At 70.5% G+C, this 24,462-nt stretch carries 26 protein-coding genes; 16 read left to right on the top strand and 10 right to left on the bottom strand.

Annotation, left to right across the window (positions count from 1 at the left end):
- Positions 1 to 131: 131 nt before the first annotated feature.
- Positions 132 to 722: a TetR/AcrR family transcriptional regulator gene (locus ACWD38_RS14185; protein WP_184480901.1), complete on the bottom strand. Its 591-nt coding sequence runs from the start codon at positions 720 to 722 to the stop codon at positions 132 to 134.
- A 107-nt stretch (positions 723 to 829) separates the two neighbouring features.
- On the opposite strand from ACWD38_RS14185, the gene ACWD38_RS14180 reads away from it, so the two are divergent.
- Entirely contained in the window at positions 830 to 1,870 is a 1,041-nt protein-coding gene (locus tag ACWD38_RS14180) for an NAD(P)-dependent alcohol dehydrogenase (protein WP_184480899.1), read from the top strand.
- A gap of 141 nt (positions 1,871 to 2,011) precedes the next feature.
- Entirely contained in the window at positions 2,012 to 2,812 is an 801-nt protein-coding gene (locus ACWD38_RS14175) for an ion transporter (protein ID WP_184480897.1), read from the top strand.
- 238 nt (positions 2,813 to 3,050) lie between these two features.
- Here ACWD38_RS14175 and htpG read toward each other — a convergent pair whose 3' ends face one another.
- Positions 3,051 to 4,946, bottom strand: a complete 1,896-nt coding sequence (gene htpG / locus ACWD38_RS14170) for a molecular chaperone HtpG (RefSeq protein ID WP_450124190.1) — start codon at positions 4,944 to 4,946, stop codon at positions 3,051 to 3,053.
- A 283-nt stretch (positions 4,947 to 5,229) separates the two neighbouring features.
- On the opposite strand from htpG, the gene ACWD38_RS14165 reads away from it, so the two are divergent.
- Both ACWD38_RS14165 and ACWD38_RS14160 read left to right on the top strand, forming a co-directional pair.
- The gene (locus tag ACWD38_RS14165; protein WP_450124189.1) at positions 5,230 to 5,859 is read left to right on the top strand and encodes a TetR/AcrR family transcriptional regulator; all 630 of its coding nucleotides are present in this window, start codon (positions 5,230 to 5,232) and stop codon (positions 5,857 to 5,859) included.
- Positions 5,860 to 5,934: 75 nt separating this feature from the next.
- Positions 5,935 to 7,152, top strand: coding sequence for a cytochrome P450 (locus ACWD38_RS14160; protein ID WP_450124188.1), 1,218 nt, complete (start codon positions 5,935 to 5,937; stop codon positions 7,150 to 7,152).
- Positions 7,153 to 7,612: 460 nt separating this feature from the next.
- On the opposite strand, the gene ACWD38_RS14155 is transcribed toward ACWD38_RS14160, so the two are convergent.
- The 3 genes from ACWD38_RS14155 to ACWD38_RS14145 are packed head-to-tail and all read right to left on the bottom strand — an operon-like array spanning position 7,613 to position 8,500.
- Positions 7,613 to 8,038 carry a hypothetical protein gene (locus tag ACWD38_RS14155; protein ID WP_184480889.1) on the bottom strand — a complete coding sequence of 142 codons (426 nt, stop codon included), beginning with the start codon at positions 8,036 to 8,038 and terminating at the stop codon, positions 7,613 to 7,615.
- Positions 8,035 to 8,247 carry a hypothetical protein gene (locus ACWD38_RS14150; RefSeq protein ID WP_184480887.1) on the bottom strand — a complete coding sequence of 71 codons (213 nt, stop codon included), beginning with the start codon at positions 8,245 to 8,247 and terminating at the stop codon, positions 8,035 to 8,037. The genes ACWD38_RS14155 and ACWD38_RS14150 overlap by 4 nt, the downstream gene beginning before the upstream one ends.
- 10 nt (positions 8,248 to 8,257) lie before the next feature.
- On the bottom strand, positions 8,258 to 8,500 hold the full coding sequence (locus ACWD38_RS14145) for a hypothetical protein (RefSeq protein WP_184480885.1): 243 nt from the start codon (positions 8,498 to 8,500) through the stop codon (positions 8,258 to 8,260).
- A 377-nt stretch (positions 8,501 to 8,877) separates the two neighbouring features.
- Here ACWD38_RS14145 and ACWD38_RS14140 point away from each other — a divergent pair, with 377 nt between their 5' ends.
- From ACWD38_RS14140 to ACWD38_RS14125, 4 genes are all read left to right on the top strand, one after another.
- A complete protein-coding gene (locus ACWD38_RS14140) occupies positions 8,878 to 9,744 on the top strand; it encodes a helix-turn-helix domain-containing protein (RefSeq protein WP_184480883.1) in 867 nt (288 codons plus the stop codon).
- The gene (locus ACWD38_RS14135) at positions 9,741 to 9,935 is read left to right on the top strand and encodes a DUF397 domain-containing protein (protein WP_184480881.1); all 195 of its coding nucleotides are present in this window, start codon (positions 9,741 to 9,743) and stop codon (positions 9,933 to 9,935) included. Before ACWD38_RS14140 ends, ACWD38_RS14135 begins: the two co-directional genes overlap by 4 nt.
- 90 nt (positions 9,936 to 10,025) lie before the next feature.
- Positions 10,026 to 10,220, top strand: coding sequence for a DUF397 domain-containing protein (locus tag ACWD38_RS14130; RefSeq protein WP_184480879.1), 195 nt, complete (start codon positions 10,026 to 10,028; stop codon positions 10,218 to 10,220).
- A 168-nt stretch (positions 10,221 to 10,388) separates the two neighbouring features.
- Positions 10,389 to 10,583 (top strand): DUF397 domain-containing protein, encoded by a 195-nt coding sequence (locus ACWD38_RS14125; RefSeq protein ID WP_450124187.1) that lies wholly within the window; start codon positions 10,389 to 10,391, stop codon positions 10,581 to 10,583.
- Positions 10,584 to 10,640: 57 nt separating this feature from the next.
- Here ACWD38_RS14125 and ACWD38_RS14120 read toward each other — a convergent pair whose 3' ends face one another.
- Positions 10,641 to 12,110, bottom strand: a complete 1,470-nt coding sequence (locus tag ACWD38_RS14120) for a sulfatase-like hydrolase/transferase (protein WP_450124186.1) — start codon at positions 12,108 to 12,110, stop codon at positions 10,641 to 10,643.
- A 38-nt stretch (positions 12,111 to 12,148) separates the two neighbouring features.
- Positions 12,149 to 13,366, bottom strand: a complete 1,218-nt coding sequence (locus ACWD38_RS14115; RefSeq protein ID WP_184480877.1) for an ROK family transcriptional regulator — start codon at positions 13,364 to 13,366, stop codon at positions 12,149 to 12,151.
- 170 nt (positions 13,367 to 13,536) lie between these two features.
- On the opposite strand from ACWD38_RS14115, the gene ACWD38_RS14110 reads away from it, so the two are divergent.
- The 3 genes from ACWD38_RS14110 (at position 13,537) to ACWD38_RS14100 (ending at position 18,145) form a co-directional block, all read left to right on the top strand.
- Positions 13,537 to 14,889 (top strand): sugar porter family MFS transporter, encoded by a 1,353-nt coding sequence (locus tag ACWD38_RS14110; protein ID WP_184480875.1) that lies wholly within the window; start codon positions 13,537 to 13,539, stop codon positions 14,887 to 14,889.
- Positions 14,890 to 15,221: 332 nt separating this feature from the next.
- Positions 15,222 to 15,941 (top strand): ABC transporter ATP-binding protein, encoded by a 720-nt coding sequence (locus tag ACWD38_RS14105; RefSeq protein WP_450124185.1) that lies wholly within the window; start codon positions 15,222 to 15,224, stop codon positions 15,939 to 15,941.
- Positions 15,938 to 18,145: an FtsX-like permease family protein gene (locus ACWD38_RS14100; protein ID WP_450124184.1), complete on the top strand. Its 2,208-nt coding sequence runs from the start codon at positions 15,938 to 15,940 to the stop codon at positions 18,143 to 18,145. The genes ACWD38_RS14105 and ACWD38_RS14100 overlap by 4 nt, the downstream gene beginning before the upstream one ends.
- Before the next feature lie 77 nt (positions 18,146 to 18,222).
- Here ACWD38_RS14100 and ACWD38_RS14095 read toward each other — a convergent pair whose 3' ends face one another.
- Positions 18,223 to 19,212, bottom strand: a complete 990-nt coding sequence (locus ACWD38_RS14095) for a helix-turn-helix domain-containing protein (protein WP_450124183.1) — start codon at positions 19,210 to 19,212, stop codon at positions 18,223 to 18,225.
- Between the two features lie 51 nt (positions 19,213 to 19,263).
- Between ACWD38_RS14095 and ACWD38_RS14090 the strand changes: the two genes are divergently transcribed.
- Together ACWD38_RS14090 and ACWD38_RS14085 are read left to right on the top strand one after the other, a co-directional pair.
- Positions 19,264 to 19,659 carry a cupin domain-containing protein gene (locus tag ACWD38_RS14090; protein WP_184480868.1) on the top strand — a complete coding sequence of 132 codons (396 nt, stop codon included), beginning with the start codon at positions 19,264 to 19,266 and terminating at the stop codon, positions 19,657 to 19,659.
- Between the two features lie 230 nt (positions 19,660 to 19,889).
- Positions 19,890 to 20,732: a metal-dependent hydrolase gene (locus tag ACWD38_RS14085; protein WP_184480866.1), complete on the top strand. Its 843-nt coding sequence runs from the start codon at positions 19,890 to 19,892 to the stop codon at positions 20,730 to 20,732.
- Between the two features lie 64 nt (positions 20,733 to 20,796).
- Here ACWD38_RS14085 and ACWD38_RS14080 read toward each other — a convergent pair whose 3' ends face one another.
- Positions 20,797 to 21,024, bottom strand: coding sequence for a hypothetical protein (locus ACWD38_RS14080; protein ID WP_184480864.1), 228 nt, complete (start codon positions 21,022 to 21,024; stop codon positions 20,797 to 20,799).
- 188 nt (positions 21,025 to 21,212) lie between these two features.
- Here ACWD38_RS14080 and ACWD38_RS14075 point away from each other — a divergent pair, with 188 nt between their 5' ends.
- Complete coding sequence (locus ACWD38_RS14075) at positions 21,213 to 21,914, top strand: NUDIX domain-containing protein (protein ID WP_184485543.1); 702 nt, start codon at positions 21,213 to 21,215, stop codon at positions 21,912 to 21,914.
- Here ACWD38_RS14075 and ACWD38_RS14070 read toward each other — a convergent pair.
- On the bottom strand, positions 21,848 to 22,066 hold the full coding sequence (locus ACWD38_RS14070) for a hypothetical protein (protein ID WP_184480862.1): 219 nt from the start codon (positions 22,064 to 22,066) through the stop codon (positions 21,848 to 21,850). The genes ACWD38_RS14075 and ACWD38_RS14070 overlap by 67 nt on opposite strands.
- 223 nt (positions 22,067 to 22,289) lie before the next feature.
- Here ACWD38_RS14070 and ACWD38_RS14065 point away from each other — a divergent pair, with 223 nt between their 5' ends.
- Both ACWD38_RS14065 and ACWD38_RS14060 read left to right on the top strand, forming a co-directional pair.
- Complete coding sequence (locus ACWD38_RS14065) at positions 22,290 to 22,940, top strand: TetR/AcrR family transcriptional regulator (RefSeq protein ID WP_184480860.1); 651 nt, start codon at positions 22,290 to 22,292, stop codon at positions 22,938 to 22,940.
- 138 nt (positions 22,941 to 23,078) lie between these two features.
- Positions 23,079 to 24,293 carry a cytochrome P450 gene (locus tag ACWD38_RS14060; protein ID WP_450124182.1) on the top strand — a complete coding sequence of 405 codons (1,215 nt, stop codon included), beginning with the start codon at positions 23,079 to 23,081 and terminating at the stop codon, positions 24,291 to 24,293.
- Positions 24,294 to 24,462: the final 169 nt, after the last annotated feature.

The following is a 24,462-nucleotide window of genomic DNA, read 5'->3' as shown; positions in this document are numbered from 1 at the left end:
CCCGCCGAACCGAGGTCATCCCCGATGATGACGTCTTTCCAGCAGACAACAGCAGGCCGACCGCCGCGCGGAAGGGTTGCCGGACCGTTGCGAGCCGATGTCCCTCGTTCGGGCGCGTGGTTCGCGCGGCCTCAGCTCAGCCGGGAGCCGTTGATGGTGGTCAGTGCGGCTTCGGCGGACTTGGCGGTGACGACGTCGAGGTCGTAGCCCTGCATGGACAGCACTCCGTCCAGGTAGAACGTGGCGTAGCCGTGGGCCTGGGTCAGCAGTTGTTCGAGCAGCAGCAGCGCCCGCTCGGCCGACGGGGACACGGCGAAGCACAGCGACAGGTACTCGTCGGTGAGCTCGCGGCCCGCGGTGCGCAGCTCGGGGAAGCGGTCGCCGCGCAGCGGTCCGGCGAACACGGTGGGCAGCCCCGTGCCGTGGCGGATCAGGTACCCGGTGTAGGCCGCCGCCGCGTCGGCCAGCCGCCGGGCCGGGTCGGTGTGGCGCGCGGTGGCGGCGGTGACCTCGTCGTGCAGTTCGTGCGCCACCGACAGCGCCACGGCCGCCAGCAGCGCGTTGCGGTCGGCGAAGTGCCGGTACGGCGCCGCCGAGCTCACCGCGCAGCGGCGGGCGACCTCCGCGACGGAGAACTCGGCGACCCCGCGCTCGGCGATGAGTTCGCGGGCCGCTCGCACCAGCGCGGCGCGCAGTTCGCCGTGGTGGTAGCCGCGTGACATGGGTGACGTCACAGCCCTTCGATTTGCGAACGATGTAAGAGGGTTCTTACTTTAGAAAAGGTATGCGCAACTGGCAATACCGGTCACGTCAGAGCAGGGAGGACGCCATGACCACGACAGCAGCATTGGCCGCGCCGAAGGCCGGAGCTCCGCTGGAACGCACCACGATCGAGCGCCGGTCGTTGCGCCCGGACGACGTGCTGATCGACATCGCCTACGCGGGCATCTGCCACAGCGACCTGCACCAGGCCGCGGAGGAGTGGGGCACGGCGATCTTCCCGATGGTGCCGGGCCACGAGATCGCGGGCACCGTCGCCGCCGTCGGCTCCGAGGTCACCCGCTACCAGGTCGGCGACCGCGTGGGCGTCGGCTGCATGGTCGACTCCTGCGGCGAGTGCGGGCCGTGCCGAGCGGGCACCGAGCAGTTCTGCGAGCGCGGCAACGTGCAGACCTACAACGGCGTCGGCTTCGACGGCGAGAACACCTACGGCGGCTACAGCAAGCAGGTCGTCGTCAAGGACGCCTTCGTCTGCCGCATCCCGGACGGCATCGGCCTCGACGTCGCCGCTCCGCTGCTGTGCGCGGGCATCACGACGTTCTCGCCGCTGAACCAGTGGCACGCGGGCCCCGGCAAGAAGGTCGCCGTGGTCGGGCTCGGCGGGCTCGGGCACATGGCGGTCAAGATCGCGGTCGCGATGGGCGCGGAGGTGACCGTGCTCAGCCAGAGCCTCAAGAAGCAGGAGGACGGGCTGCGCCTGGGCGCCACCGACTACTACGCGACCTCCGACGCGTCGACGTTCGACGCGCTCAAGGGCCGCTTCGACCTGATCATCAACACCGTGTCGGCGCAGCTGCCGGTGGACGCCTACCTCGGCACCCTCGCCGCGGGCGGCGCGATGGTCAACGTGGGAGCCCCGTCGGAACCGTTGTCCTACAACGCGTTCTCGCTGATCGCGGGCAACAAGTCGCTGGCGGGTTCGATGATCGGCGGCATCCCGGAGACCCAGCGGATGCTGGACTTCTGCGCCGAGCACGGCATCGGCGCCGAGGTCGAGGTGATCTCCGCCTCCCAGGTCAACGAGGCCTACGACCGGGTCAGGGCGAGTGACGTCCGCTACCGCTTCGTGATCGACACCGCGACGCTCTGAGCTGCGATGCCGCCTGTGGCCGCGGGTGCACGCGCGGCCGCAGGCGCGTCACATCGCGTCATCCCCGCTCGTCGCGAATCGACCGGCTGCCGCTAAGTTGATCTCCGTGCCGGGGGAGGAGTCGCGAGCGGGAGTACTGCCATGAGCGTGCGGGAGCGCGTCCGGAACGTCGTCGAAGCGCCCGCGTTCCACTCGTTCATCGTCGGCGTGATCGTGCTCAACGCGATCACCCTCGGCTGCGAGACGGTGCCCGCGCTGATGGCCCGGCACGGAACGCTGCTGCACGCGGTGGACCGGTTGGCGCTGCTGGTCTTCGTGACCGAGCTTGCCGCGCGGCTCTACGTGCACCGGGAGCGGTTCTTCCGCGACCCGTGGAACGTCTTCGACGCCGTGATCATCGGTGTCGCGCTGGCGCCCGCCTCCGGCGAGTTCGGGGTGCTGCGGGCGTTGCGCATCCTGCGGGCGCTGCGGTTGATCTCGGTGGTGCCGAGCATGCGCCGGGTCGTGTCGGCGCTGCTGTCGGCGCTGCCGGGCATGGCCTCCATCGCCGCGCTGCTGGCCCTCATCCTCTACGTCGCCGCCGTGCTGGCGACCACCCTGTTCCGCGCCACTTCCCCGGAGTACTTCGGGGATCTGGGCGATTCGCTGTTCACGCTGTTCCAGGTGATGACCGGCGAGGCCTGGTCGGAAGTGGCCCGCGAGGTGATGTCCGAGCAGCCGCTCGCGTGGATCTTCTTCGTCGTCTACATCGCGGTGACGACCTTCACCGTGCTCAACCTGTTCATCGCGGTGGCGGTGAGCGCGATGGAGAGCCAGGTCGGCCACGAACGCCGCCTGCGCGACCAGGACCCCGACACCGTCGGCGAGCTGCTGGTGGAGGTCCGCGAACTCCGCGCAGAACTGCACGAACTCCGCACCGAACGGACGACGGCCGCGAACTGAACAGAACCGGAGCGCACATCGCGCCCCGGCCCGGTTCAGGGTTTCGTCTTTGCCTTGTCTTGTCAGCGGCGGAGCCGCTGAGCAGTGACCGGCTTGAGCAAACCGACCACCGGCGGGTTCTCAGTGGCTTCCTCGCGAGGACGGTTTTTTCCTCGTGGCGGAACCACTTGGAGAAAAGATCCCGCAGCGAGGAAGCCACTGAGGTTCCGCTACCTGACCCCTGCGCAGGCCAACGACATCACAAAGTCTTCGCCAGGCGGTTCGCCAGCAGGGAGGTGAACTGCGCGGGGTCGCGGAGTTCGCCGCCTTCGGCCAGCAGCGCCATGCCGTAGACGAGCTGCGCGGTCTCGGTGAGGTCTTCGCCTTCGCCGTTCTCGTCGAAGGAGCTGCGCAGGCCGCTCACCAGCGGGTGCGTCGGGTTGATCTCCAGAATCCGCTTGACGCGCGGCACCTGCTGGCCCATCGCCCGGTACATCTTCTCCAGCGTCGGCGTCATGTCGTGGTTGTCGCCGACGATGCAGGCGGGGGAGCTGCTCAGCCGCGACGACAGCCGCACTTCCTTGACGTCGTCGGACAGCGCGGTGCTCATCCAGGTCAGGACCCCGGCGAAGTCCTCCTTCTGCTGGGCGTCCTGCTCGGAGTCCTCGTCGAGGTCGACTTCGCCCTTGGTGATGGACTGGAACTTCTTGCCCTCGAACTCCGGCACCGATTCGACCCACATCTCGTCGATCGGGTCGCTCAGCAGCAGGACCTCCAGGCCCTTGTCCCGGAACGCCTCGATGTGCGGGGAGTTCTCGATCTTGCTGCGGGAGTTGCCGGTGATGTAGTAGATCGCGTCCTGGTCCTCAGGCATGCGCTCGATGTACTGGCGCAGCGTGGTCTTCTCGCTCTCGTCGCGGGTCGACTCGAACGAGGAGATGTCCAGGATGAGCTCGCTGTTGTCGGGGTCGCCGACGATGCCTTCCTTGACGGCCTGCCCGAAGTTCTCCCAGAACGTCGCGTAGCGCTCGGCGTCGCCGGACTGCAGTTCCTGCACCGTGGTGAGGATCTTCTTCACGAGGCGGCGGCGCACCATCTGGATGCGGCGGTCCTGCTGCAGGATCTCGCGGGAGACGTTGAGCGACAGGTCCTGCGCGTCCACGACGCCCTTGACGAACCGCAGGTACTCCGGCATCAGCTCTTCGCAGTCGTCCATGATGAACACGCGCTTGACGTAGAGCTGGGCGCCGCGCTTCTGGTCCCGCGAGAACAGGTCGAACGGCGCGGTGGCGGGGATGAACAGCAGCGCCTGGTACTCGAAGGTGCCTTCGGCCCGCAGGTGGATGGTCTCCAGCGGGTCGTTCCAGTCGTGGGCGACGTGCTTGTAGAACTCGTTGTACTCGGACTGCTCGACCTCGCCCTTCGGGCGGGCCCACAGCGCCTTCATCGAGTTGATCGTGTCGAGCTCGCGGGTGGACTCGCCGTCCTCGCCGGGCTTGTCCACCTCCATGCGGATCGGCCACGCGATGAAGTCGGAGTGCTTCTTGACGATCTGGGTGAGGGTCCGGGTGTCGGCGTAGTCGAGCAGCCGGTCCTCCTGGTCCTCCGCCTTGAGGTGCAGCGTGACCGCGGTGCCCTGCGGGGCCTCGTCGACCGTCTCGATCGTGTAGGTGCCCTCGCCGCTGGATTCCCAGCGGGTCGCGGTGTCCTCGCCGGCCTTGCGGGTCAGCAGGGTGACCTTGTCGGCGACCATGAAGCTGGAGTAGAAGCCGAGCCCGAACTGGCCGATCAGTTCCTGCGCGGCGGCGCCGTCGGAGGTGTCCTTGAGCTCCTGGAGCAGTTCCGCGGTGCCCGACTTGGCGATGGTGCCGATCAGGTCGCGGACTTCGTCCTTGGACATGCCGATGCCGTTGTCCCGGATCGTCAGCGTCCGCTGCTCCTGATCGGGTTCGATCAGGATGTGCAGGTCGTCGGTGTCGACCTGCAGGTCCTTGTCCTGGTAGGAAGCCAGCCGCAACTTGTCGATGGCGTCGGAGGCGTTGGAGATGAGCTCCCGCAGGAACGTGTCCTTGTTCGAGTAGATGGCGTGCACCATCAGCTGGAGCAGTTTCTGCGCCTCAGCCTGGAATTCGGCTGTTTCCACCTGCGTGCTCATTGAGTTCCTTCCTGGCCGCGCATCACATCCGGCCGTCGAAACCGGGGTGTCGTTCATCCGGCCGGACCGGCCGGGATTACCGGCCGTGAGGTTACTCGGTCGCTTCGGGCTTCTTCCAGAACGGACCTGCGCAGTGGGTCGGGTGGCGGAACCTCAGCGGCTTCCTCGCTGACAGGAAAACGCTCACGATCACCCACACGCGCTGTTCGTGCGTTGTCGGAGCTGCGGGTGGTGCTTCGCCCCGGTCGGCCTGAACTCCGCACGGGTCCGGCATGCTGGTGCGATGTCCGATTCGGAGAACGGGTCGAAGCGTGCGCTGCGGTCCGACGCCCAGCGCAACCACCTGCGCATCCTGGCCGCCGCGCGGACGGAGCTCGCCGAGCACGGTCCGGCGATCCGGCTGGAGGACGTCGCGCGCCGCGCGGAGGTGGGGTTGGCCACGCTGTACCGCAGGTTCGCGGGCAGGCAGGAGCTGGTGCGCGCGGTGTTCGACCAGTACTTCACCGAGGAGGTCGAGCCGCTGCTGCACGAGGCCGCGGCCGATCCGGACGCCTGGCGGGGGCTGACCCGCGGGCTGACCGGCAGCTTGGCGACGGTGGTGGAGAACGAGTCGCTGCTGCTGGCCGTGCGGGAAACGGGCGTGGACATGGCGGACGTGGTGCCGCGCTTCCTCGGCCCGATGGGGGAGGTGCTGCGCCGCGCGCAGCGCGACGGTTCGGTGCGGGCGGACCTGGTCGAGCGCGATCTGACGGCGTTCGTGGTGATGGTGCTGGCGGCGGCGGGCAGCGGCGCGGCCAAGCGCGCCACCGGGGCGCCGGAGGGGTGGCGGCGCTACCTCGCGGTGCTGCTCGACGGGACCCGTGCGGGCGCGGGCGCGGACCTGCCGTGCGCCCCGGCGGACGGAGGTTGCTGAGAGAACTCTAAGTGAGAGGCGACTCTCGCTTATGTAGTGTCGAGCGGGTTCCCCCGCCGACTTCAGGAGTGCCCAATGTCCTCAGCGACGGACAGCTCGGCCGACGCACCCGCCACACCGCAACTCCCGTTGCACATGCGCCGCAACGGTTTCGACCCCGTGCCCGACCTCGCCGCGGTGCGGGAGGGCAGCGGGCTCGCGCAGGTCCGGACCCCGTTCGGCGCGGACGCCTGGCTGGTGACCCGGCACGCCGACGTCCGAGCCCTGCTCGGCGACGCGCAGAGCTTCAGCAACGTCTGGAAGCGCCCCGACCACGGGCTCTCCGAGCAGGAGGCGGCGGAGATGCGCCGCGGCAACCTGCTCGCCTACGACCCGCCGGAGCACACGCGGTTGCGGCGGATGCTGACGCCGGAGTTCACGGTGCGGCGGATGCGGCGGTTGCAGCCGCGGATCGAGGAGATCGTCGAGGAGCACCTGGACGCGATGGAGCGCGCGGGCGCCCCGCGCGACCTGGTCGCGGACTTCGCGCTTCCGGTGCCGTCGCTGGTGATCTGCGAGCTGCTGGGCGTGCCCTACGAGGACCGGGCGGAGTTCCAGGAGCGCACCGGCAAGGCCCTGGACACCTCGCTGCCCGAGGAGGAGCGGCTGCGCCTCAACGTCGAGCAGCGCGCGTACATGCGCGAGCTCGTGGAGCGGGCGCAGGCGGATCCGGGCGAGGACATGCTGGGCATGCTGGTGCGCGAGCACGGCGACGACCTGGAAACCCCCGATCTCACGGGCATCGCGAGCCTGCTGCTGGTCGCCGGGCACGAGACGACTTCCAACATGCTCGGTCTCGGCACGCTCGCGCTGCTGCGGCACCCGGATCAGCTGGCGCTGGTGCGCGATGAGCCGGAACGCGTCGCTCCGGCGGTGGAGGAGCTGATGCGCTGGCTGAGCATCGTGCACTCCGGCGCCCCGAGGGTGACCACCACCGACGTGGAGATCGCGGGGCAGGTCGTGCCTGCGGGCTCCATCGTGGTGTTCGCGCTGCCCGCCGCCAACCGGGACCCCGAACTGGTGGACGACCCGGAGAAGCTCGACGTCACCCGCAAGCAGACCAACCACATCGGGTTCGGCCACGGCGTGCACCACTGCGTGGGTGCGCCGCTGGCGCGGATGGAGATGTGCACGGCGTTCCCCGCGCTGCTGCGCCGATTCCCGAACCTGCGCACCGCGACGCCGGACGACGAGGGCGAGTTCCGCTCGTACCACTTCGTCTACGGCCTCAAGCGGCTCGACGTGGCCTGGTAGCCGAATCGAGGAAGGACGGCCCGTTCGTCCCCGCTCCGGGCGGGCGAACGGGTCATCCGCATCCCGCTTCAGGGTAGGACCACCTGGCGCGAACCGGGACGACGAGCTCGTGGACGACCCGGACGCCCTCGACGTCACCCGCGAGCCGGGCAACCACGTCGAATGCGGCCACGGCGTGCACCACTGCGTGGGTGCGCCGCTGGCGCGGATGGAGATGTGCACGGCGTTTCCCGCGCTGCTGCGCCGATTCCCGAACCTGCACGCCGTCACCCCCCGGCGACGAGCTCGAATTCCGCGCCTTCCACTTCGTCCACAGCCTCAAGAAGCTCGAAGTCGCCTGGTAACCGGGGGGTCCGACCGGTACTCGCTCCGAGTCGGGGTGGTGAGCGAGCACCGGCCGGACGTGCGGCCCGCCGCCGCTCGGGGGAGGGCGGGACGACGGGCCGCGATCAGGGGTGGATCAAGCGGCCCGCGCGGTCGAGATCCGTTCGACGCGCGGCACGATCCGCAGTGGACGAAACTGCGCGCGGACTCCGGGCGCGTCCGGGTCCGTGTCCGGCCAGGTGATCGGCGGATCGGGCTCCGGCGGCGTCGTGGCGCGCGACGACCGGCGCTCGGCCATCACCACGAGCGCGTCCTCCAGCACCGGGAACCGGACTGAGCCCGGCCGGGTGCTGGTGGCGGCCACGCACGCCTGGCAGACCTGGCGGGTGTCGAGCGGCGGCGGCCGGTCGAAGACCCGCGACATCCGCCCGCTCAGCGGATGCCCGCAGCTCGCGACGATCACCGCGCCCCGCGTCGTCCTGCCGCTGAGGTGCCAGGTCGAACACCACTCCGAGGTGATCCAGGCCGGCGGTGCGGCGGAGTGGTCCGTCGGCGCGCTCATGAGCCGGCCGCTTCCACTTCGACGCGGACTCCGTTGATCGCCGCGCCGAGCTCCCGGTGCAGTTCCTCGGCCTGCGCGAGGTCGAGGATCGCGTGCGCCTCTTCCGGGACGCGCAGGCTGATCCCGCGGCGGATGCGGCCGAGGTGCACGGCGCGATCCCGGAACGCGATGTCCCGGCACGGGACGGTGATCGTGTGCTGGGCGGGCATCGAGCCCCCTTCAAATCGGGCCTTCGGACGGGAGGCGGAACGGGGTGAGCGGATGGCGGGCCGCGTAGATCTCGGTGCAGCTCTCGCAGTAGGAGTCCCGTGGTGGTCGAACGCGGCGAGCTCCTCGCGGCACGGTGATCACCGCACCGCACAAGGCTTCGGCGATGCGCGCGTCGCCCCACTCCTCGGGTGCTGCGGTCGTGGCGTGGATCGAGTGCGATCCGTCCGGGAGCACGAACCGCACGCGGATCACGGCCACCGCTCCCGCCGCGCGTCCGCACGAGCTCCGGGCAACCACCACACCAGGAACACCGGCCCGAACACGAGCACCCACGCCACCAGGCCGAGCAGGATGCCGATGGTCATTCGCACCACTCTCCGAATCGCCGCCGCGCCAGGTGCGCCAACCGCGCCATGAATAGAGATCCCACCCAGTCCTGTGCTTGTACCGAACACGTCGAAATGCAGGTGCCGAACAGGAAAAGCTTGTCTGGAATCAGGTTCGCCGGACTATGAAATCGATGATCGAACTTCTTTGGTGCGGCAACATTAGCGCCAACTGCGCCAGTCGGCGATGACTCCTTCGGGTGATGTCCCACCAGTGGAGCTGCGACGATCTAGGCTTGGTGCATGAGCCGCAACAGGACCGGATCACCGCGCAACCGCGCGCTGGGCGCCGAGCTGCGCGAAATCCGTGAGCGCGCAGGGGTGACGGTGCGAGAACTGGCGCACCGGATCGGCGGCCACCACTCGAAATACACGCGCAACGAACAGGCGGCCAGATCACCATCACCCGAAGAGGTGGCGTCGATCATGACCGCGCTCGGTACCTCCGAGGCCGAGCGGGACCGTCTCGTCGAGATGGCGCGGGAGCACGACGGTGGCGGCAACTGGCTGAAGTCGGGTTCGGCGGGCTCGCTCGGCATCAACCACGAGCTGACCGACCTGATGGAGTTCGAACGCACCGCGACGTCGATCACCGACGTCTCACCGATCCTGATCCCAGGACTTCTTCAGACGTCCGACTACGCCCGCGCCATCATGGGCGGAATGCCTTCGCACGAGGTGGACGCCCGTGTCGCGATGAGGATCGGACGACGCGATGTCTTGATGAGGCGAAACCGATCTCCCGAGTTCCACGCGTTCATCGAGGAATCGGCTTTGTGGAAGAAGCTGGGCGGCGATGACGTGATGGCCGAGCAGCTCCGCCACGTGATGACGATGTCCGAGCAGCCCAACGTGACGGTTCAGGTGGTCCCTGCGGACCTGACGTCGTGGAACGCGGCGCTCAGCGGATCGTTCATCTACTTCGAGTTCCCGAAGGCCGGGCCGATCGTTCACGTCGAACACGTCAGTTCGTCCGCTTTCCTCGCTGAGGCAGAAGACATATCCGCGTACCGGCTGGCTGTCGATAGCGTCTCGCGGGTGGCGATGACCGTCGAGCAGTCCTCCAAGGTCATCGCCCGGCGAATCACCGAATTGGAAGGAGCACCATGAGCACCGAGCCTCGCGGCTGGCGCAAGTCCAGCAGGTCAGCTCAACAGACCAGTTGCGTCGAGGTCGGCCGGACGGTCGATGGCGCTGCTGTTCGCGACACCAAAGATCGAGCGGCGGGGTACTTCACCACCACGGCCGGCCAGTGGGCGGCGTTCGTCGGTGCGGTGAAGGCCAGCCGGTTCGACGGCTGACCCGTTCCGAGACGCGGCATTGAGCGCGGACGACACGCTGACGTTCATCGCCGCACGCAGTGTGGAGACAGGCCTGGAGGAGAGCTGACTGTGACACAGCAACCGGCAGGATGGCGGAAGGCGAAGCGGTCGAGCAACAACACCGCGTGCGTTGAGGTCGGACGGGTCGCCGATGGTGCCGCCGTCCGCGACACCAAGGACCGGACGGCGGGTCACTTCACGGCGTCGGCGGGGCAGTGGTCGGCGTTCGTCGGTGCGCTGAAGGCCGGTCGCTTCGACGGCTGACCAACTCCGCGAGGAAGCCCCGGCGAAGCGAATCCGCCGGGGCTTCTCGGTCTTGGTGGACACCAGAGCCGAGTCGGAGGAGGCAACGGTGCGTCGCAAAAGCGCGCTATTTCCGAAGAAGTCGTCCGAGCTCATCGCTCGACGGCTCACTGAGCTGGAAGGGAAATGATGAGCAGACAGCCGAGTGGTTGGCGCAAGTCCAGCAGGTCAGCTCAGCAGACCGACTGCGTCGAGGTCGGCCGGGTGGCCGATGGTGCCGCTGTTCGCGACACCAAGGACCGGACGGCGGGTCACTTCACGGCGTCGGCGGGGCAGTGGTCGGCGTTCGTCGGTGCGCTGAAGTCCGGTCGCTTCGACGGCTGACCAACTCCGCGAGGAAGCCCCGGCGAAGCGAATCCGCCGGGGCTGCTCCGCCGTCGCTCAGAACGAGCTCAGCGTCGGGTCGTAGTCCGTTTCGCCGACGGGGTACATGCTGGTCATCCAGTGGTAGAAGTTGTCGCCGCGCTCGCGCAGCAGGGTGTAGAGGCGGCGCAGCATCGCGTTGCGGACCTCGCGGACCTCGGGCTGCTCGTAGCGGTTGTGCAGCTCGTCGGGGTCGAGCTCCAGGTCGTAGAGCTCGTTGTGCGACTCGGGGTTGATCACCAGCTTGTAGCGGGCGTCGCGCAGCATGCGCTGCGGGTACGGGAAGTGGTGGCCGTGGTACTCGGCGACCAGGTCCGGTGCCCATTCGGGCTGCTCGCCGCGCACCAGCGGCAGCAGGCTCCGGCTGTCCACGGCGGGCGAGGTGTCCTCGCCCGCGAGGTCCAGGATGGTGGCGGTGAAGTCGGTGAGGCTGACGAACTCGTCCCGCACCTGCGGGGACTGGCCGGGCACGGACACGATTCCGGGGATGCGGTAGATGTCGTCGTACATCGCCGGTCCCTTGTCGTGCAGCCGGTGTGCGCCGGTGAACTCGCCGTGGTCGGCGGTGAACATGATCGAGGTGCTGTCGCTGAGCCCGAGCTCGTCGATGGCGTCGCGCAACCGGCCGATCTGCTCGTCGATGAGCGTCACGTAACCCCGGTAGACGGCGATGAGCTTGCGGCTGTCCTCCGGCGACATGGTGTCGAACGCCCAGTGCGCGCTGTAGTTGCGCTGCACCGGCGGTTTGCCCTCGAAGGTCTCCTGGATCGAGCGCGGCAGTTCGATCTGCGCCGGGTCGTACATGTCGTAGTAGGAATCCGGCAGCAGGTACGGCAGGTGCGGGCCGAAGTAGTGCGTCGCCAAGAAGAACGGTGTGTCCGAAGTGGACTCGTCGGCGGCGAAGCGGTGCAGCATCTCGATGGTGCGCGTGGTCAGGTAGTGCTCGAACGTCGCTTCCACCGGCTGGTCGAGCCGCGCGGCGAGCAGGTTCCCGGGGTTGCCGTTCGGCGCGGTGCCGCGCACCTCGTCCCGGATCGAGTACGGCGGGAGGTCGTGCTCCTCCAGGTACGCCAGGTAATCCGGGTGGTCGACGGGGTTGTGCCAGCCCGGCAGGTCCGGCCCCTGGAATCCGTAGTCGGCCGCGTTGCGCCGCACCCCGCCGTGCCACTTGCCGAGCAGGCCCAGGTTGTAGCCGCGCTCGGCGAGGCATTCCGCGAAGGTGAACTGATCGGGCGCCAGATCTTCCAGGTAACCCACGTTGCGCTCGTAGTTCGCCAGCAGCTTGTGCCGGAACGGCGCGTAGCCGGTGAGCAGGCTCGCGCGGGCGGGCGTGCAGATCGCGGTGGGGGTGAAGCAGTTGTCGAAGCGGGTGCCGCCCGCGGCGAGCGCGTCCAGGTTCGGGGTGCGCACGGCGGTCGGGTCGCCGTAGCAGCCGATCGTGTCGATCCGGTGCTGGTCGGTCATCAGGAAGAGCATGTTGCGCGGCACGGAGATCTCCTCGGCGGGAAGCGTCGGGCGGGGTCGGGTCAACGGCCGGATTCGGCGTCCGGCGCGGCGGCCTGCTCGGGGTGCTGCGGCAGCGGATAGCGGGCCAGCAGGGGAGATTCGTGCAGCGCGAGGGCCAGCCCGCCCAGCGCGCCGCCCCACGGTGCGGTGCCCGCGGTGCCGAACTCGACGCCGCCGCGCAGCGACCGCATCGCGCGCCGCGCGAACGACTCGCGCAGCGGGCGCAGGAACGGTTCGCCCAGCTCGGCGAGCTCGCCGCCGAGCACCACCCGGCCCGCGTTCACCGCCGTGCACATCGCCGCCAGCGCCGCCCCGGCGTGCTCCCCGGCCGTGCGGACCACCTCGGATTCGGCGCCGTCGCCGGCCAGCGCGTCCCGCAGCACCGCCCAGCGCCGGTGCCCGGTCGCGCGCAGCACCGCGGGCACCGAGGCGTAGCGCTCCAGGCAGCCGCGCCCGCCGCACCAGCACTCCGGGCCGGTGTCGTCGACGCACAGGTGCCCGAGTTCGGCGGCGACCCCGCCGGTGCCGCGGATCAGCTGCCCGCCGATGATCAGGCCACCGCCGGTGCCGTGCGAGAAGTGCGCGTAGAGCAGGTCGGACGCCCCCGCGGCGGCGCCCCAGGTGGCTTCGGCGAGGGCGGTGAGCCGCGTGTTGTTGTCCACGCCCACCGGCACCTCGAACGCGCGGGCCAGCCGGTCGGCGATCAGCTCCCGCCCGCGCAGCCCGTCGGGTTCCGCCAGCCCGGCGGCGGGCGCGAGCACCAGCTCACCGGGGCCGGTGGAGCCCACGCCGATCCCGGCGAGCGTGCCCAGCGTGATGCCGTGGCGGTCGGCGGCCTCCCGCACGGCGCGCTCGGCCAGCGCCAACCGGTCGGCCGCGCCGCGCGCCGAGCCGTAGGACAGGTCGTCGCGGGCCTGCACGCGGTGCGCGGCGTCGGCCAGCACCAGCCTGATCCGGTTGCGCCCCAGCTCAAGGCCGAGGTACTGGCCCGCGCCGGGGTTGAGCGCCAGGCCGCCGGTGGGGCGACCGCGGCGGTTCGACGGCGGGAGCTCGGTCTCCACGACCACTCCGCGCCGGATCAGGTCGCCGAGGATCGTCGAGAGCGTCGTGCGGGACAGCCCGCTGTGTTCGGCGACCTCGGCGCGGCTCAACTCGCCGTGCCTGCGCAGGCAACCGAGCACGCGCTCGGCGTTGCTCTGGCGCAACCGGTGCAGCGCGGTCGGGGCGGGGTCGGTCATGGCCGCAGCGTAACCCGCCGATCGTCCGTTTACGAACGTGCTTCGTCAAAAATCAGTCCACATTCTGACGGAGTGTTGACGCAAATCATCGCCGGTGCCACTCTCCATCGCACTGATCACGGCCGCTGCGCACGCGGCGCCGTGCCACCACCGGAAGTGGAGAGCTCCACATGTCCGAGTCCCGATCGTCGAGTCCGTCCGCCGCGGCGCGGTCCGTGTTCTTCTTCGGCTCCTTCGGCGGCATCCTCGCCGGGTACGACCAGGGCATCGCCGCGGGGTCGCTGCTGTTCATCGGCCCTGCGCTGCAGCTGACGCCGTGGACGAAGGGCCTGGTGGTGAGCTCGCTGATGTTCGGCGCCATCCTCGGCAGCCTGGTGGCGGGCGCGCTGGCGGAGCGGTGGGGGCGGCGGCCGATCCTGCAGCTGGCCGCGGCGGTGTTCGGGCTCTCCGCGATCGGGATGGCGGTCGCGCCGGGAGTCGCGACGCTGGTCGCCGCGCGGGTGCTCGGTGGTCTCGCCGTCGGCATCGCCTCGGTGGTGGTGCCGACCTACCTCTCGGAACTGGCGCCCACCCGCAACCGCGGCGGCATCGCCACGCTGAACCAGCTCATGATCGCCATCGGCATCTTCGCCGCCTACCTGACGAGCCTGCTGCTGTCGCCGTGGGGCGCGTGGCGCTGGATGCTCGGCATCGCGCTGATCCCGTCGTTGCTGCTGCTCATCGGGGTGTCCCGCTCGCCGGAGACACCGCGCTGGCTCGTCGCCCACGGCAGGCCCGACGAGGCGCGGCGAGTGCTCGGCACGCAGGTCGGCGAGGAGGAAGCCGACGGGGTGCTCGCCGACATCCAGCGCACGAAGGAAGCCGAACCGGCCGGTGACCGCGCGCGGTGGCGCGAACTGCTGACGCCCGCGCTGCGGCGCCCGCTGCTGATCGCGGTGGGGCTCGCCCTGCTTCAGCAGTTCATCGGCATCAACACGATCGTCTACTACGCGCCGACGATCTTGCAGGCGGCCGGTTTCGGTGACAGCGCCGCCCTGCTCAACAGCGTGGGGCTCGGTGCGCTGTCCATCGTCACCACCCTCGTCACCGCGCGCGTCGTGGATTCGGTGGGGCGGCGGAGGCTGCTGCTGATCGGTGGCACCGCGATGCTGCTGAGCATGACGGTGCTCGCGGTGCTGTTCGGCGGTGAGCTGCTCGGGGGCGTGGCCGGTGCGGCGGGGGCGGTGATCTGCCTGGCGGTGTTCAAGGTCGCGTTCTCGCTGAGCTGGGGACCGCTGATGTGGGTGCTGCTGCCCGAGCAGTTCCCGCTGCGGGTGCGCACGATGGGCGTCGGCGTCGGCTCGTTCGTGAACTGGACGGCGAACCTGCTGGTGTCCCAGTTCTTCCCGGTGCTGCTGGTGTTCGGCGCGGGCGCGGTGTTCGGCATCTTCGCCGGTTTCGCCGTGCTGGCACTGGTGTTCACGTACTTCTGCGTGCGGGAGACCTCCCGCCGCAGCCTCGAAGACCTCGAACTGGCGGGGTAGCACCGGCACCGGCGGTGCGCTTCGAATCGTTGCGGCGCAACGGGTTCCGGCCGGGGCCGAGCACTTCCCCGAAAACGGGTTCCGCGAGGTCGCGCGGAGCCTGCCCGCGCGACGCCGGCCCGGCTCGGGTTCGCACCGGCAGCCGGCCGGAAACCCCGCCGCAGCGGCATGGTTGAACGCTCCACCTGGCCTGATGGACCAGGAGCTCCGGCCGATCAGCCGACCCCGCGCGGCCTGTCGGATGAGGTGCGCGCTCCTCCTCCGCTGCGAACGTTTCCCCCGATCGACTTCCTGCGCCGCACGGCGCGCATCGGGACCGAGGGGAACAACACATGCAGCAGGGGCACATACCGGCGAGCCGGACGGTGCTGGCGGGCCACGGCTTGGCGAAGCAGTACGGCGAGCACTGGGCGCTGGGCGGCGCGGACATCGAGGTTCGAGCCGGTGAGGTGCTGGCGATCGTGGGCCCGTCCGGCTCCGGCAAGACCACGATGCTGCACGTGCTCGCCGGAATCCTGCGCCCGGACCGCGGGGAGGTCGTCTTCGGCGAGCGCCGCGTCGACCAGCTCTCCGAGACCAAGCGCAGCGAGCTGCGGCGCCACGAATTCGGCTTCGTGTTCCAGCAGGGCATGCTCGTCGGCGAGCTGACCGCGGAGGAGAACGTGGCGCTGCCGCTGCTGCTCGGCGGCACCGACCGGCGCACCGCCACCGGCATCGCCCGCGAGTGGCTGGCGGCGCTGGGCCTGGGCGGCATGGAGCAACGGCTGCCCGGACAGCTCTCCGGCGGCCAGGCCCAGCGGGTGGCGATCGCGCGGGCGATGGCGCACGACCCGAAGGTGATCTTCGCCGACGAGCCGACCGGCGCGCTGGACACCCGCACCGGCGAAGCGACGATGCGCGCGCTGGCCGACAGCGCGAGCCGAACGGGTGCCGCGGTCGTCGTGGTCACCCACGACCGCGAGCTGGCCGCCCGGTGCAGCCGTGTCGTGGAGATCCGCGACGGCCTCATCGCGACCGGCGCTCCCGTGAGCGGCGGGGCGGTGGCGGGATGAACCCCGTGCAGCTGGCCGTGCGGGTGCTGCGGCACGACTCCCGAACCCGAACCTCGGCGATCCTGACCGCCGCCGGCGTGATGGTGGCGACCGCGCTGGTGCTGATCCTCACCGCGCTGCCGAACGCAGCGCAGGCGCGCACCGACCGCTCCTCCTGGCAGGACGGGCACCAGGGCGTGTCCGACACGGGCGGGGTGGAACTCGCCTCCCAGGACTACGTGCGCGGCGAGATGATCACCCGGCTGGACGTCTCCGGCGCCACCGGCGGTGGGAAGGCCCCGGAATTCCCGGCTCCCGGCGAGGCGCGGCTGTCCCCGGCGCTCGCGGAGAAGGCCGCCGCGCTGCCGGACGGCGAACTGGCCGACCGCTTCCCGCAGCGCATCGCGGGCACGATCGACCCGGGGCTGCTGCGCTACCCGGAACAGCTCGTCGCGATCGTCGGGCACCCGCAAGGCGCGCTGGACGAGGCCGCCGCCGTCGCCAACCCGTACTCCTCGGTGACGATCCAGGCGGCGTCCGAGGACCTGCTGCTGCAACCGATGGCGTTGTTCGGCCTGTTCGTGCTCGCCGCACCCAGCCTCGTGCTGGTCGCCTCGGCGTCGCGGCTGACCGCGGCGCGCCGGGAACGCAGGATGGCGTCGTTGCGGATGGCGGGTGCGACTCCGTCCCAAGTGGTCTCGACGGTCGCCGCGGAGACCGGACTGGCCGCGGTGGTCGGCACCGCGGCGGGAGTGCTGCTGACCTGGCCGCTGCGGTACCTCATCGCGATGATCCCCTGGGGCAACGGCACCTGGTTCGTCAGCGACATCACCCCGTCGATCTGGGCGGTCCTGGGCGTGGCGATCGGCGTTCCGGCGCTCGTGGTGGCCTCGTCCGTGCTGGGCGCCGGCCGGGTCGTGCGCGCGCCGCTGAGCGCGGCCACCGGGCAGCAGCGCGGCAGGCCCAAGGCGTGGCGGCTGCTGATCATCGCGGTGGTCGCCGCGCTGTTCGTGCTCGGCATGGTGAAGTACGACGACGGCGCGGGATTCCTGGTCCTCGTGCTGCCGATCGCCGCGGTGGCGTGGTCGTTCTCGCTGATCGGGCCCTGGATCACCGCCACCATCGGTCGGCTGTTCGCGCGGGTGTGGCGCGGTCCGTCGGTGCTGCTGGCGGGCAGGCGGCTGGTCAGCGACCCGAAGAGCGCCTACCGGTCGTCGTCCGGCATGGTGCTCGCGGTGTTCATCGGATCGATGGCGCTGACGGCGTTGCCCGCGATGACCGCCGGGCCGAATTCGATGGGCAGCTGGGATGAGGAGGGCGTGATCCTCGCGGACGTGCCCAGCAGCCGAGCACCCGAACTGCGCCAACGCCTCACCGAGGAACTGGCGGCGCAGGGCGTGCGGGCCACCGTCGCCGACTACGAGCAGGTCCTGATCGGCGGGGCCGGCGACTCGTCCACCTTCGGCCTGGTCATCGACTGCCGCGCCGCTCGTGAGGTGACTCCCTTCCGGCCTTCGTGCGAGGGGCCGCCCGGCGTCCACGTGCCGAGCGGGCAGCCGACGTCGGAACTCACCGTCACCCCGAGCACGAGCGGCTCCGATCGGCCGCCCGCCACGCCGCTGCCGCCCGGAACCCCGGTCATCGCCGAGCCGAACCTGGACACCGTGCTCATCGACCCGGGCGCGATGCCCGCGATGGAAGGCTCGGAGCAGGCCACGTTGTCCGTGCTCCCGCCCACCGGAGCGGACCGGATCACGGTGCGCACCGCCATGGCGCGCACGATCCCCGGTGCGGACATCGAGTCGATCGAGTCGCGCAACGTCGCCGGGGACGTCCAGACCGGGGACCTGCACCGGATCACGGTGATCGGCTTGTCGATCGCGTCGGTGCTCGCGGCGGGCAGCGCGGCGATCACGGCCGCGGGGTCGGTCATCGATCGGCGCCGCACGCTGGGGGCGCTGATCGCCGCCGGCACGCAGAGCCGGGTGCTGGTCCGCGCCCTGCACGTCGAGGCGGCGCTCCCGGCGCTGGTCGCGGCGGGCATCGCGACCGCGGGAGGCACCGGCGTCTGCCTCGGACTGCTGAGCGTCCTGGACCAGAGCACCACGCTGACACCGGCGATCCTGGCGCCGATCGTGCTCGGCCTGCTGGTCGCGGCGCTGGCGGCGTCGGCCAGCGGGCTGATGCTGCGCAAGATCAGCGCGGAGCCGCTCGCCGACGAGTAGCGGTGCGCGGCGGCGGGCGCCCGGCGCGTCCGCCGCCGCTTGCCGCCGCATTCCCTTGGCGCTGAACGCACTTCGCGTCACCCCCGCTCCGGCACCGGCTCCGCGGGAGTCGTCCCGAACCGGCGGCGGTAGGCCGACGGGGTGAGGCCGGTGTGCTCGCGGAAGCGGGCGCGGAGGTTGGCGGAGGTGCCGAAGCCGCTGGACGCGGCGACGCGGTCCAAGCCGAGCTCGCCGCGTTCGATGAGGCGGCAGGCAAGCGCGATCCGCTCGGTGGTGAGCCAGGCGAGCGGTGTCGTGCCCAGCTCCGCGCGGAACCGCCGGTGCAGCGTCGCCTGGCTCGTCGCGAGCCGCGCCGCCAGGTCCGCCACGGTCAGCGGCCGGTCCAGGTGCGCTCGGGCCCAGTCCAGGGCGGGCGCCAGCGACGTGTCCGGCACGTCCGGCACCGGCCGTTCCACGAACTGGCGCTGGCCGCCGTCGCGGTGGCCGGTGAACACGAGCCGCCTGCTCACGGCGTTGGCGATCTCGGCACCGTGGTCGCGGTTGATCAGGTGCAGTCCGAGGTCCAGCGCCGCCGCGCTGCCCGCCGCGGTGAGCACGTCGCCGTCGTCGACGTAGAGCACGTCCGGTTCCAGGCGCACCGAGGGGAATCGCCGCGCGAACTCCGCGGCCCAACGCCAGTGCGTCGTGGCCCGCCGCCCGTCGAGCACGCCCGCTTCGGCGAGGGTGAAGGCTCCGGTGCAGAAGCTCACCAGGCGGGCTCCGCGCCGCGCGGCGCGTTCGACCGCGGCCAGCGCCGCGGGCGAGGCGGGCGTTTCCGGATCGGGCCGGTTGGGCACGATCAGCGTGTCCGCCGCGTCCGCGGCCTCCGGACCGGCGACGTCGGAGAGCGTGAACATGCCCAGGTGCATCCGCACCCGGGGCCGCGCCGCGCAGATCGCGAACTCGTACCAGGGGCGGTCCAGTTCGGGGCGGCGCAGGCCGAACAGCTCGGTGGCCACGCCCATTTCGAACGGGTTCGAGCCTTCGTCGACCAGCACCACGACCCGGTGCGAGGATTCTTGCGGCATGTGCGATTCCTAGCACTCGTGGTGGCCGCGGACCAGCCGAGGATGGCGGTCGTGACCACGAACCCGATCGACCTCAAGACCGCGCTGGACGGATTCGACGCCGTGTGGAGCCCGCGGATCATCGCCTACCTCAACGACTACGACATCCGGCTGGCCCGGTTCCACGGCGAGCACGTGTGGCACGTGCACCTGGAGACCGACGAGTTCTTCCTGGTGCTGGACGGCGAAATCGACATCGCGCTGCGCGAGCGGGAGGGTGAGCGGACCGTGACGCTGCCGCGCGGATCGGTGTTCGTGGTGCCGCGCGGCACGTTCCACAAGCCCTCGTCGGCCGGCGGTGCGGCGGTGCTGCTGGTGGAGCCGACGGGAACGCTCTCGGTCGGCGACGACCACGACGAGGTTCCCGGGCACGTCGACGTCACCACCGGCCACCCGGTGCGCGAGTAGGTCCGCGTCGTCCCCCGTTCGCCGCTGTGCAAGGGAAATCCCTCCGCCGCCGTGCGTCGTTGCGGGTGAATTCGACCGCTGCCGCGCCGCTCCGCTTCAAGATCATGTTCAATGTTCCTTGGGCCGCAACGGAAAACCGTCGGCCCTGGTTTCCGGCGCTACGCCGTTCGGCCGAGCGTCGCGTTCGCCCGCACGGCCGCTGCGCCGTGGCGGAGGGAGCGAACAGGACCATGGAAGCGGGCGGCCACGCGTGCACCGGAGCGTTGGCGGGAGCGGTGTCGAGCAGCACGGTCGGTGCGCTCACCGGCGCGGACCTCGGGGTGGCGGGGACGGCGGTGGGCGCACTGCTGGGCGCGGGCGCCGCGTTGCTGCCCGACCTCGACGCCGACGGCGCGACGGCCTACCGCAGCGGCGGCCGAGTCACCGCGCTCGTCGGGGAGTGCTTCCAGTTCCTGGCCCGCACCACCTACGGCAAGACCCGGTTGCCGCACGACCCGAGGGGCGACGGCGAACACCGCGGCCTGGTGCACACGCCGATATTCGCGGCATCGCTGGGGCTGCTCGTCGGACTCGGCGCGCTGCTGACCCCGTGGGTGACGGGCATCGCGATGATCATGGTGCTGGCGCCCGGGATCAGCGCCCTGTCCCGCTCCGGGCCGCGCTGGGTCCGCCGCAGGCTGTGCACCGATCAGGACCCGGTGGCGCTGCTCGCGGCGGGTGCGATCACCTGGTCGCTCGCGGTGGCCGGAGCGATGGCCGAACTCGGCTGGTTCGCCGGATTGTCGATCACGATGGGCATGGTGGTGCACTCGGTGGGGGACTCGGCCACGCGCAGCGGCATCTGCTGGACGTTCCCGATCCGCCGCCGCTGCGCGAAGTGCAGCCGCAAGTCCGGCGCCCGCTGCTCCGGCGCGCGCTGGCGACGCGGCCACGTGCTGCCGAAGTCGATGCGCTGGAGCGTCGGTTCCCGCGGCGGCAAGCGCATCGAGCGCACCATCGAGCTGATCTGCCTGATCCTCGTAGCGGTCCTGCTCATCCCCGACGCAGCGGAACTCGCCCGCACGCTGGGCTGAGGTGAGCCGATCCCGAGACCGCACGCGTTGCGCGCGATCTCGGGATCTCGCGCGGAACCCGGGATCACCGCTCGTCCTCGTCCCCGGCGCGGAGCTTCAGGACGACGACGGCGAGCGTGCCGACGCCCACCAGCACCAGGGCGAGCAGCGCGAATCCCCGCTCGGCAGGGGACTGCCAGGTCTCGGTGATCGCCGCGGCGACGATCAGCGCGGACCACAGGAACGGGCCCAGCCCGGTGTGCCGACGGTGGTGCCGGTCTTCGGTTCGGTGCGGGGAAGTCGTTGCCATCATGGAGAACCTCCTTGCGGTAGAACGAATCCGGCTGTTGCTCACCTCATTCAAGACCGCTCGCACGCGGTGTTCTACGTCAGAAGTCACACTCACCCGATCTTCCGCGGGATCTTCGCTCGATCGCCGCGCGCCGCCGCTTCCGGTTTCTGTCGAAGTGACAAAAGCGTAGGGTTCCGGGTGTGCCTCGTGTGTCTCGTGCTCGGCAGCAGGTCGCGGTCACCGCGGACCTCGTGATCCTGACCATCCGCTCCGGCGAGTTGTGCGTTCTGCTGGTGGAGCGGGGCGTGCCGCCGTTCGCGGGCCGGCTCGCGCTGCCGGGGGGTTTCCTGCGCGGCGGGGAGAGCCTGGAGGAGACGGCGGCCCGCGAACTCCGGGAGGAAACGGGGATCGCGGCCGACGAACTGCACCTGGAGCAGGTCGGGACGTACTCCGCTCCCGATCGTGATCCCCGCGATCCGCGGGTGATCACCTGCGCGTTCCTCGCCATCGCGCCCGACCTGCCGCTGCCCGCGGCGGGCTCGGACGCGCGTGCGGCGAGCTGGACCCCGGTCGCCGAGGCGCGGGAGACCGGGCTCGCGTTCGACCACGACGCCATCCTGCGCGACGCGGTGCGGGCGGCCGGGCGGAAGCTGCAGTTCACCACCATCGCCACGGCCTTCTGCGGTGCGGAGTTCACCATCGGCGACCTCCGCGCGGTGTACGAGGCCGTGTGGGAGGTCGAGCTCGACAAGCCCAACTTCCACCGGAAGGTCACCGACGCGGACGGCTTCGTGATCCCCACCGGCGGCAGGCGGTCCTCGGCGAACGGCCGCCCGGCCGCGCTCTACCGGGCCGGTCCCGCGGAGTCGTTGGTCCCGCCGATGATGTGGTCGCGCAACGCCAGGTCCTGATCGGGCTCCGCGGACGAGTCCCGCGCAGCGGGCGGTGGCGGCTGCGCGGCGCCGAGCGAGTACCCGGTGAACGTGCCGCCGAGCACGGCCCCGGCGAGGAAAGCCGCGACGACCGTTCGAGTCGCGAGCCGCAACGAGCAGTGGATCTGCATCGATGACCCCTTTTTGTCGCACTGACAAATAGCTCTCGAAGCCGAGGCTAAGCCGGGCTCAGGTTTGTTGTCAACGTGACATGAACCGGCTTCCCGTCGTCCGCTCGTGTCGACGGGTTACCGGTGCGAGCTCCCGTGTTTTTGATCAGTCGCTTGACTTAATAATGGGTGGGCGGTTGACTGGGGTGGAGTGGGTGAGCGCGGTTCGAGGAGGGTTGTGGGGATGGCGGACCGCACGGTGCGGGGTGAGCGGGTCGGGGAGACCAGGGAGTCGATCCTGGTCGCGGCGGAGCGGATGTTCGCCGAGCACGGCGTGATCACCGTGTCGAACCGCCAGGTCAGCGAGGCCGCGGGGCAGGGCAACAACGCGGCCGTCGGCTACCACTTCGGCACCAAGGCGGACCTGGTGCGGGCGATCGTGCGCAAGCGCTCGGCGCCCGTCGAAGCGATCCGGGTCGGCATGGTCGCCGAGCTCGGTGGTGACGCGGGGGTGCGGGACTGGGTGGCGTGCTTGGTGCGGCCGAGCCTGGAACACCTCGCGGAACTGGGGAATCCGACCTGGTTCGCGCGGTTCGGGGCGCAGGTGATGACCGATCCGGCGTTGCGCCCGATCATGGTGGAGGAAGCGCTGAGCGCTCCGTCGCTGCGCCAGATCATCGACGGGCTGCACCGGTGCCTGCCCGCGATGGCCGACGAGGTGCGCGCGGAGCGGGGCGACATGGCGCGGCAGCTCATGGTGCACATGTCCGCGGAGCGGGAGCGCGCGCTGGCCGAGGGCGTCGGGACGCCGCGGGCCAGCTGGAGCGACGCCGCGGCCGGGCTGATCGACGCGCTCTGCGGGCTGTGGCTGGCCCCGATCACGACGAGCTCGTGACCCGAGCGTCGCCGGAGCTCGCGAACCGTCCGGCCACTGTGGACCGACAGTGTCCATGACCGGATGAATCCTCCCGCGTGGAAAGGTTTTTCGACCGGACGCGCGGGGCCGACGTTGCAGGACGGAAAGAGGAGCACGATGACGAGCACGGTGAACCGGTCGGACGTTCCGGACTACCCGATGGAGCGAGCCGCCGGATGCCCGTTCGACCCGCCGCCCGCGCTGCGGCCGTTGCAGGAAGAGGCGCCGCTGGCGAAGGTGCGGTTGTGGGACGGCAGCACGCCGTGGCTGGTGACGCGCTACGCGGAACAGCGGGCGCTGCTGGGGGATTCGCGGGTGAGCGCCGACATCACCCGGCCCGGCTATCCGAGCTCCGCACCGGTCCGTCCCGGCGGGCCGCGCATCGGCTTCATCCTGATGGACGATCCCGAGCACGCGCGGCTGCGGCGGATGGTGGCCAGCCCGTTCACCATCAAGCGCACCGAAGCGCTGCGGCCCGCCGTGCAGCGGATCGTCGACGACCGGATCGACGCGATGCTGGCCGGTCCGAAACCGGCCGACCTGGTGCGGGACTTCGCGTTGCCGGTGCCGTCGCTGGTGATCTGCGAGCTGCTGGGCGTGCCCTACTCGGACCACGACTTCTTCCAGGACAACAGCAAGATGCTCATCAGCCTGGCCGTGCCGCCGGACGAGCGGATGGCCGCGCACGGGCGGCTGGAGGCCTACCTGGACGACTTGGTGGGCGCGAAGCTCGCCGAGCCCGGTGACGACCTGCTCTCCCGGCTCGCCGAACGGGTCGAAGCGGGCGAGATCACCCGCGCCGAGGCCGCGCAGATGGGCGTGCTCCTGCTGCTGGCGGGGCACGAGACCACCGCGAACATGATCGCGCTCGGCACGCTGGCGCTGCTGCGCCACCCCGAGCAGCTCGCCGTGCTGCGCGACACCGACGACCCGAAGCAGGTCGCCTCGGCCGTCGACGAACTGCTGCGCTACCTGAACATCACGCACAACGGCCGCCGCCGGGTCGCGCTGGAGGACATCGAGATCGGCGGTGAGGTCATCCGCGCCGGTGACGGGCTGGTCGTGCCCAACGACATCGGCAACCGCGACCCCGCCGTGTTCGACGACCCCGACCGCCTCGACATCGACCGCGACGCCCGCAGCCACGTGGCCTTCGGCTTCGGCGTGCACCAGTGCCTGGGCCAGGGCCTCGCCCGGATGGAACTGCAGGTCGTCTACGGCACCCTCTACCGCCGCATCCCCGGCCTGCGGCTCGCGACGGACATCGAGCAGATCCCGTTCAAGCACGACGGCGCCGTCTACGGAGTCCACGAACTCCCGGTGACCTGGTAGTCAGGCGGAACGGTCTTCGTCTTGTCAGCGGCGAAGCCGCTGAGCAGTGACCAGCCCGAGCAAAACGACCACCGGCGGGTTCTCAGCTGCTTCCTCGCGAGGACAGCTTTTTCCCTCGTGGCGGAGCCACTTGGGAAAAAGATCCCGCAGCGAGGAAGCAGCTGAGGTT

This window comes from Saccharopolyspora sp. NPDC002578 (assembly GCF_053592695.1).
Note: the sequence above shows the minus strand (reverse complement) of the source record. Positions and strands in the feature narration are given on the sequence as shown.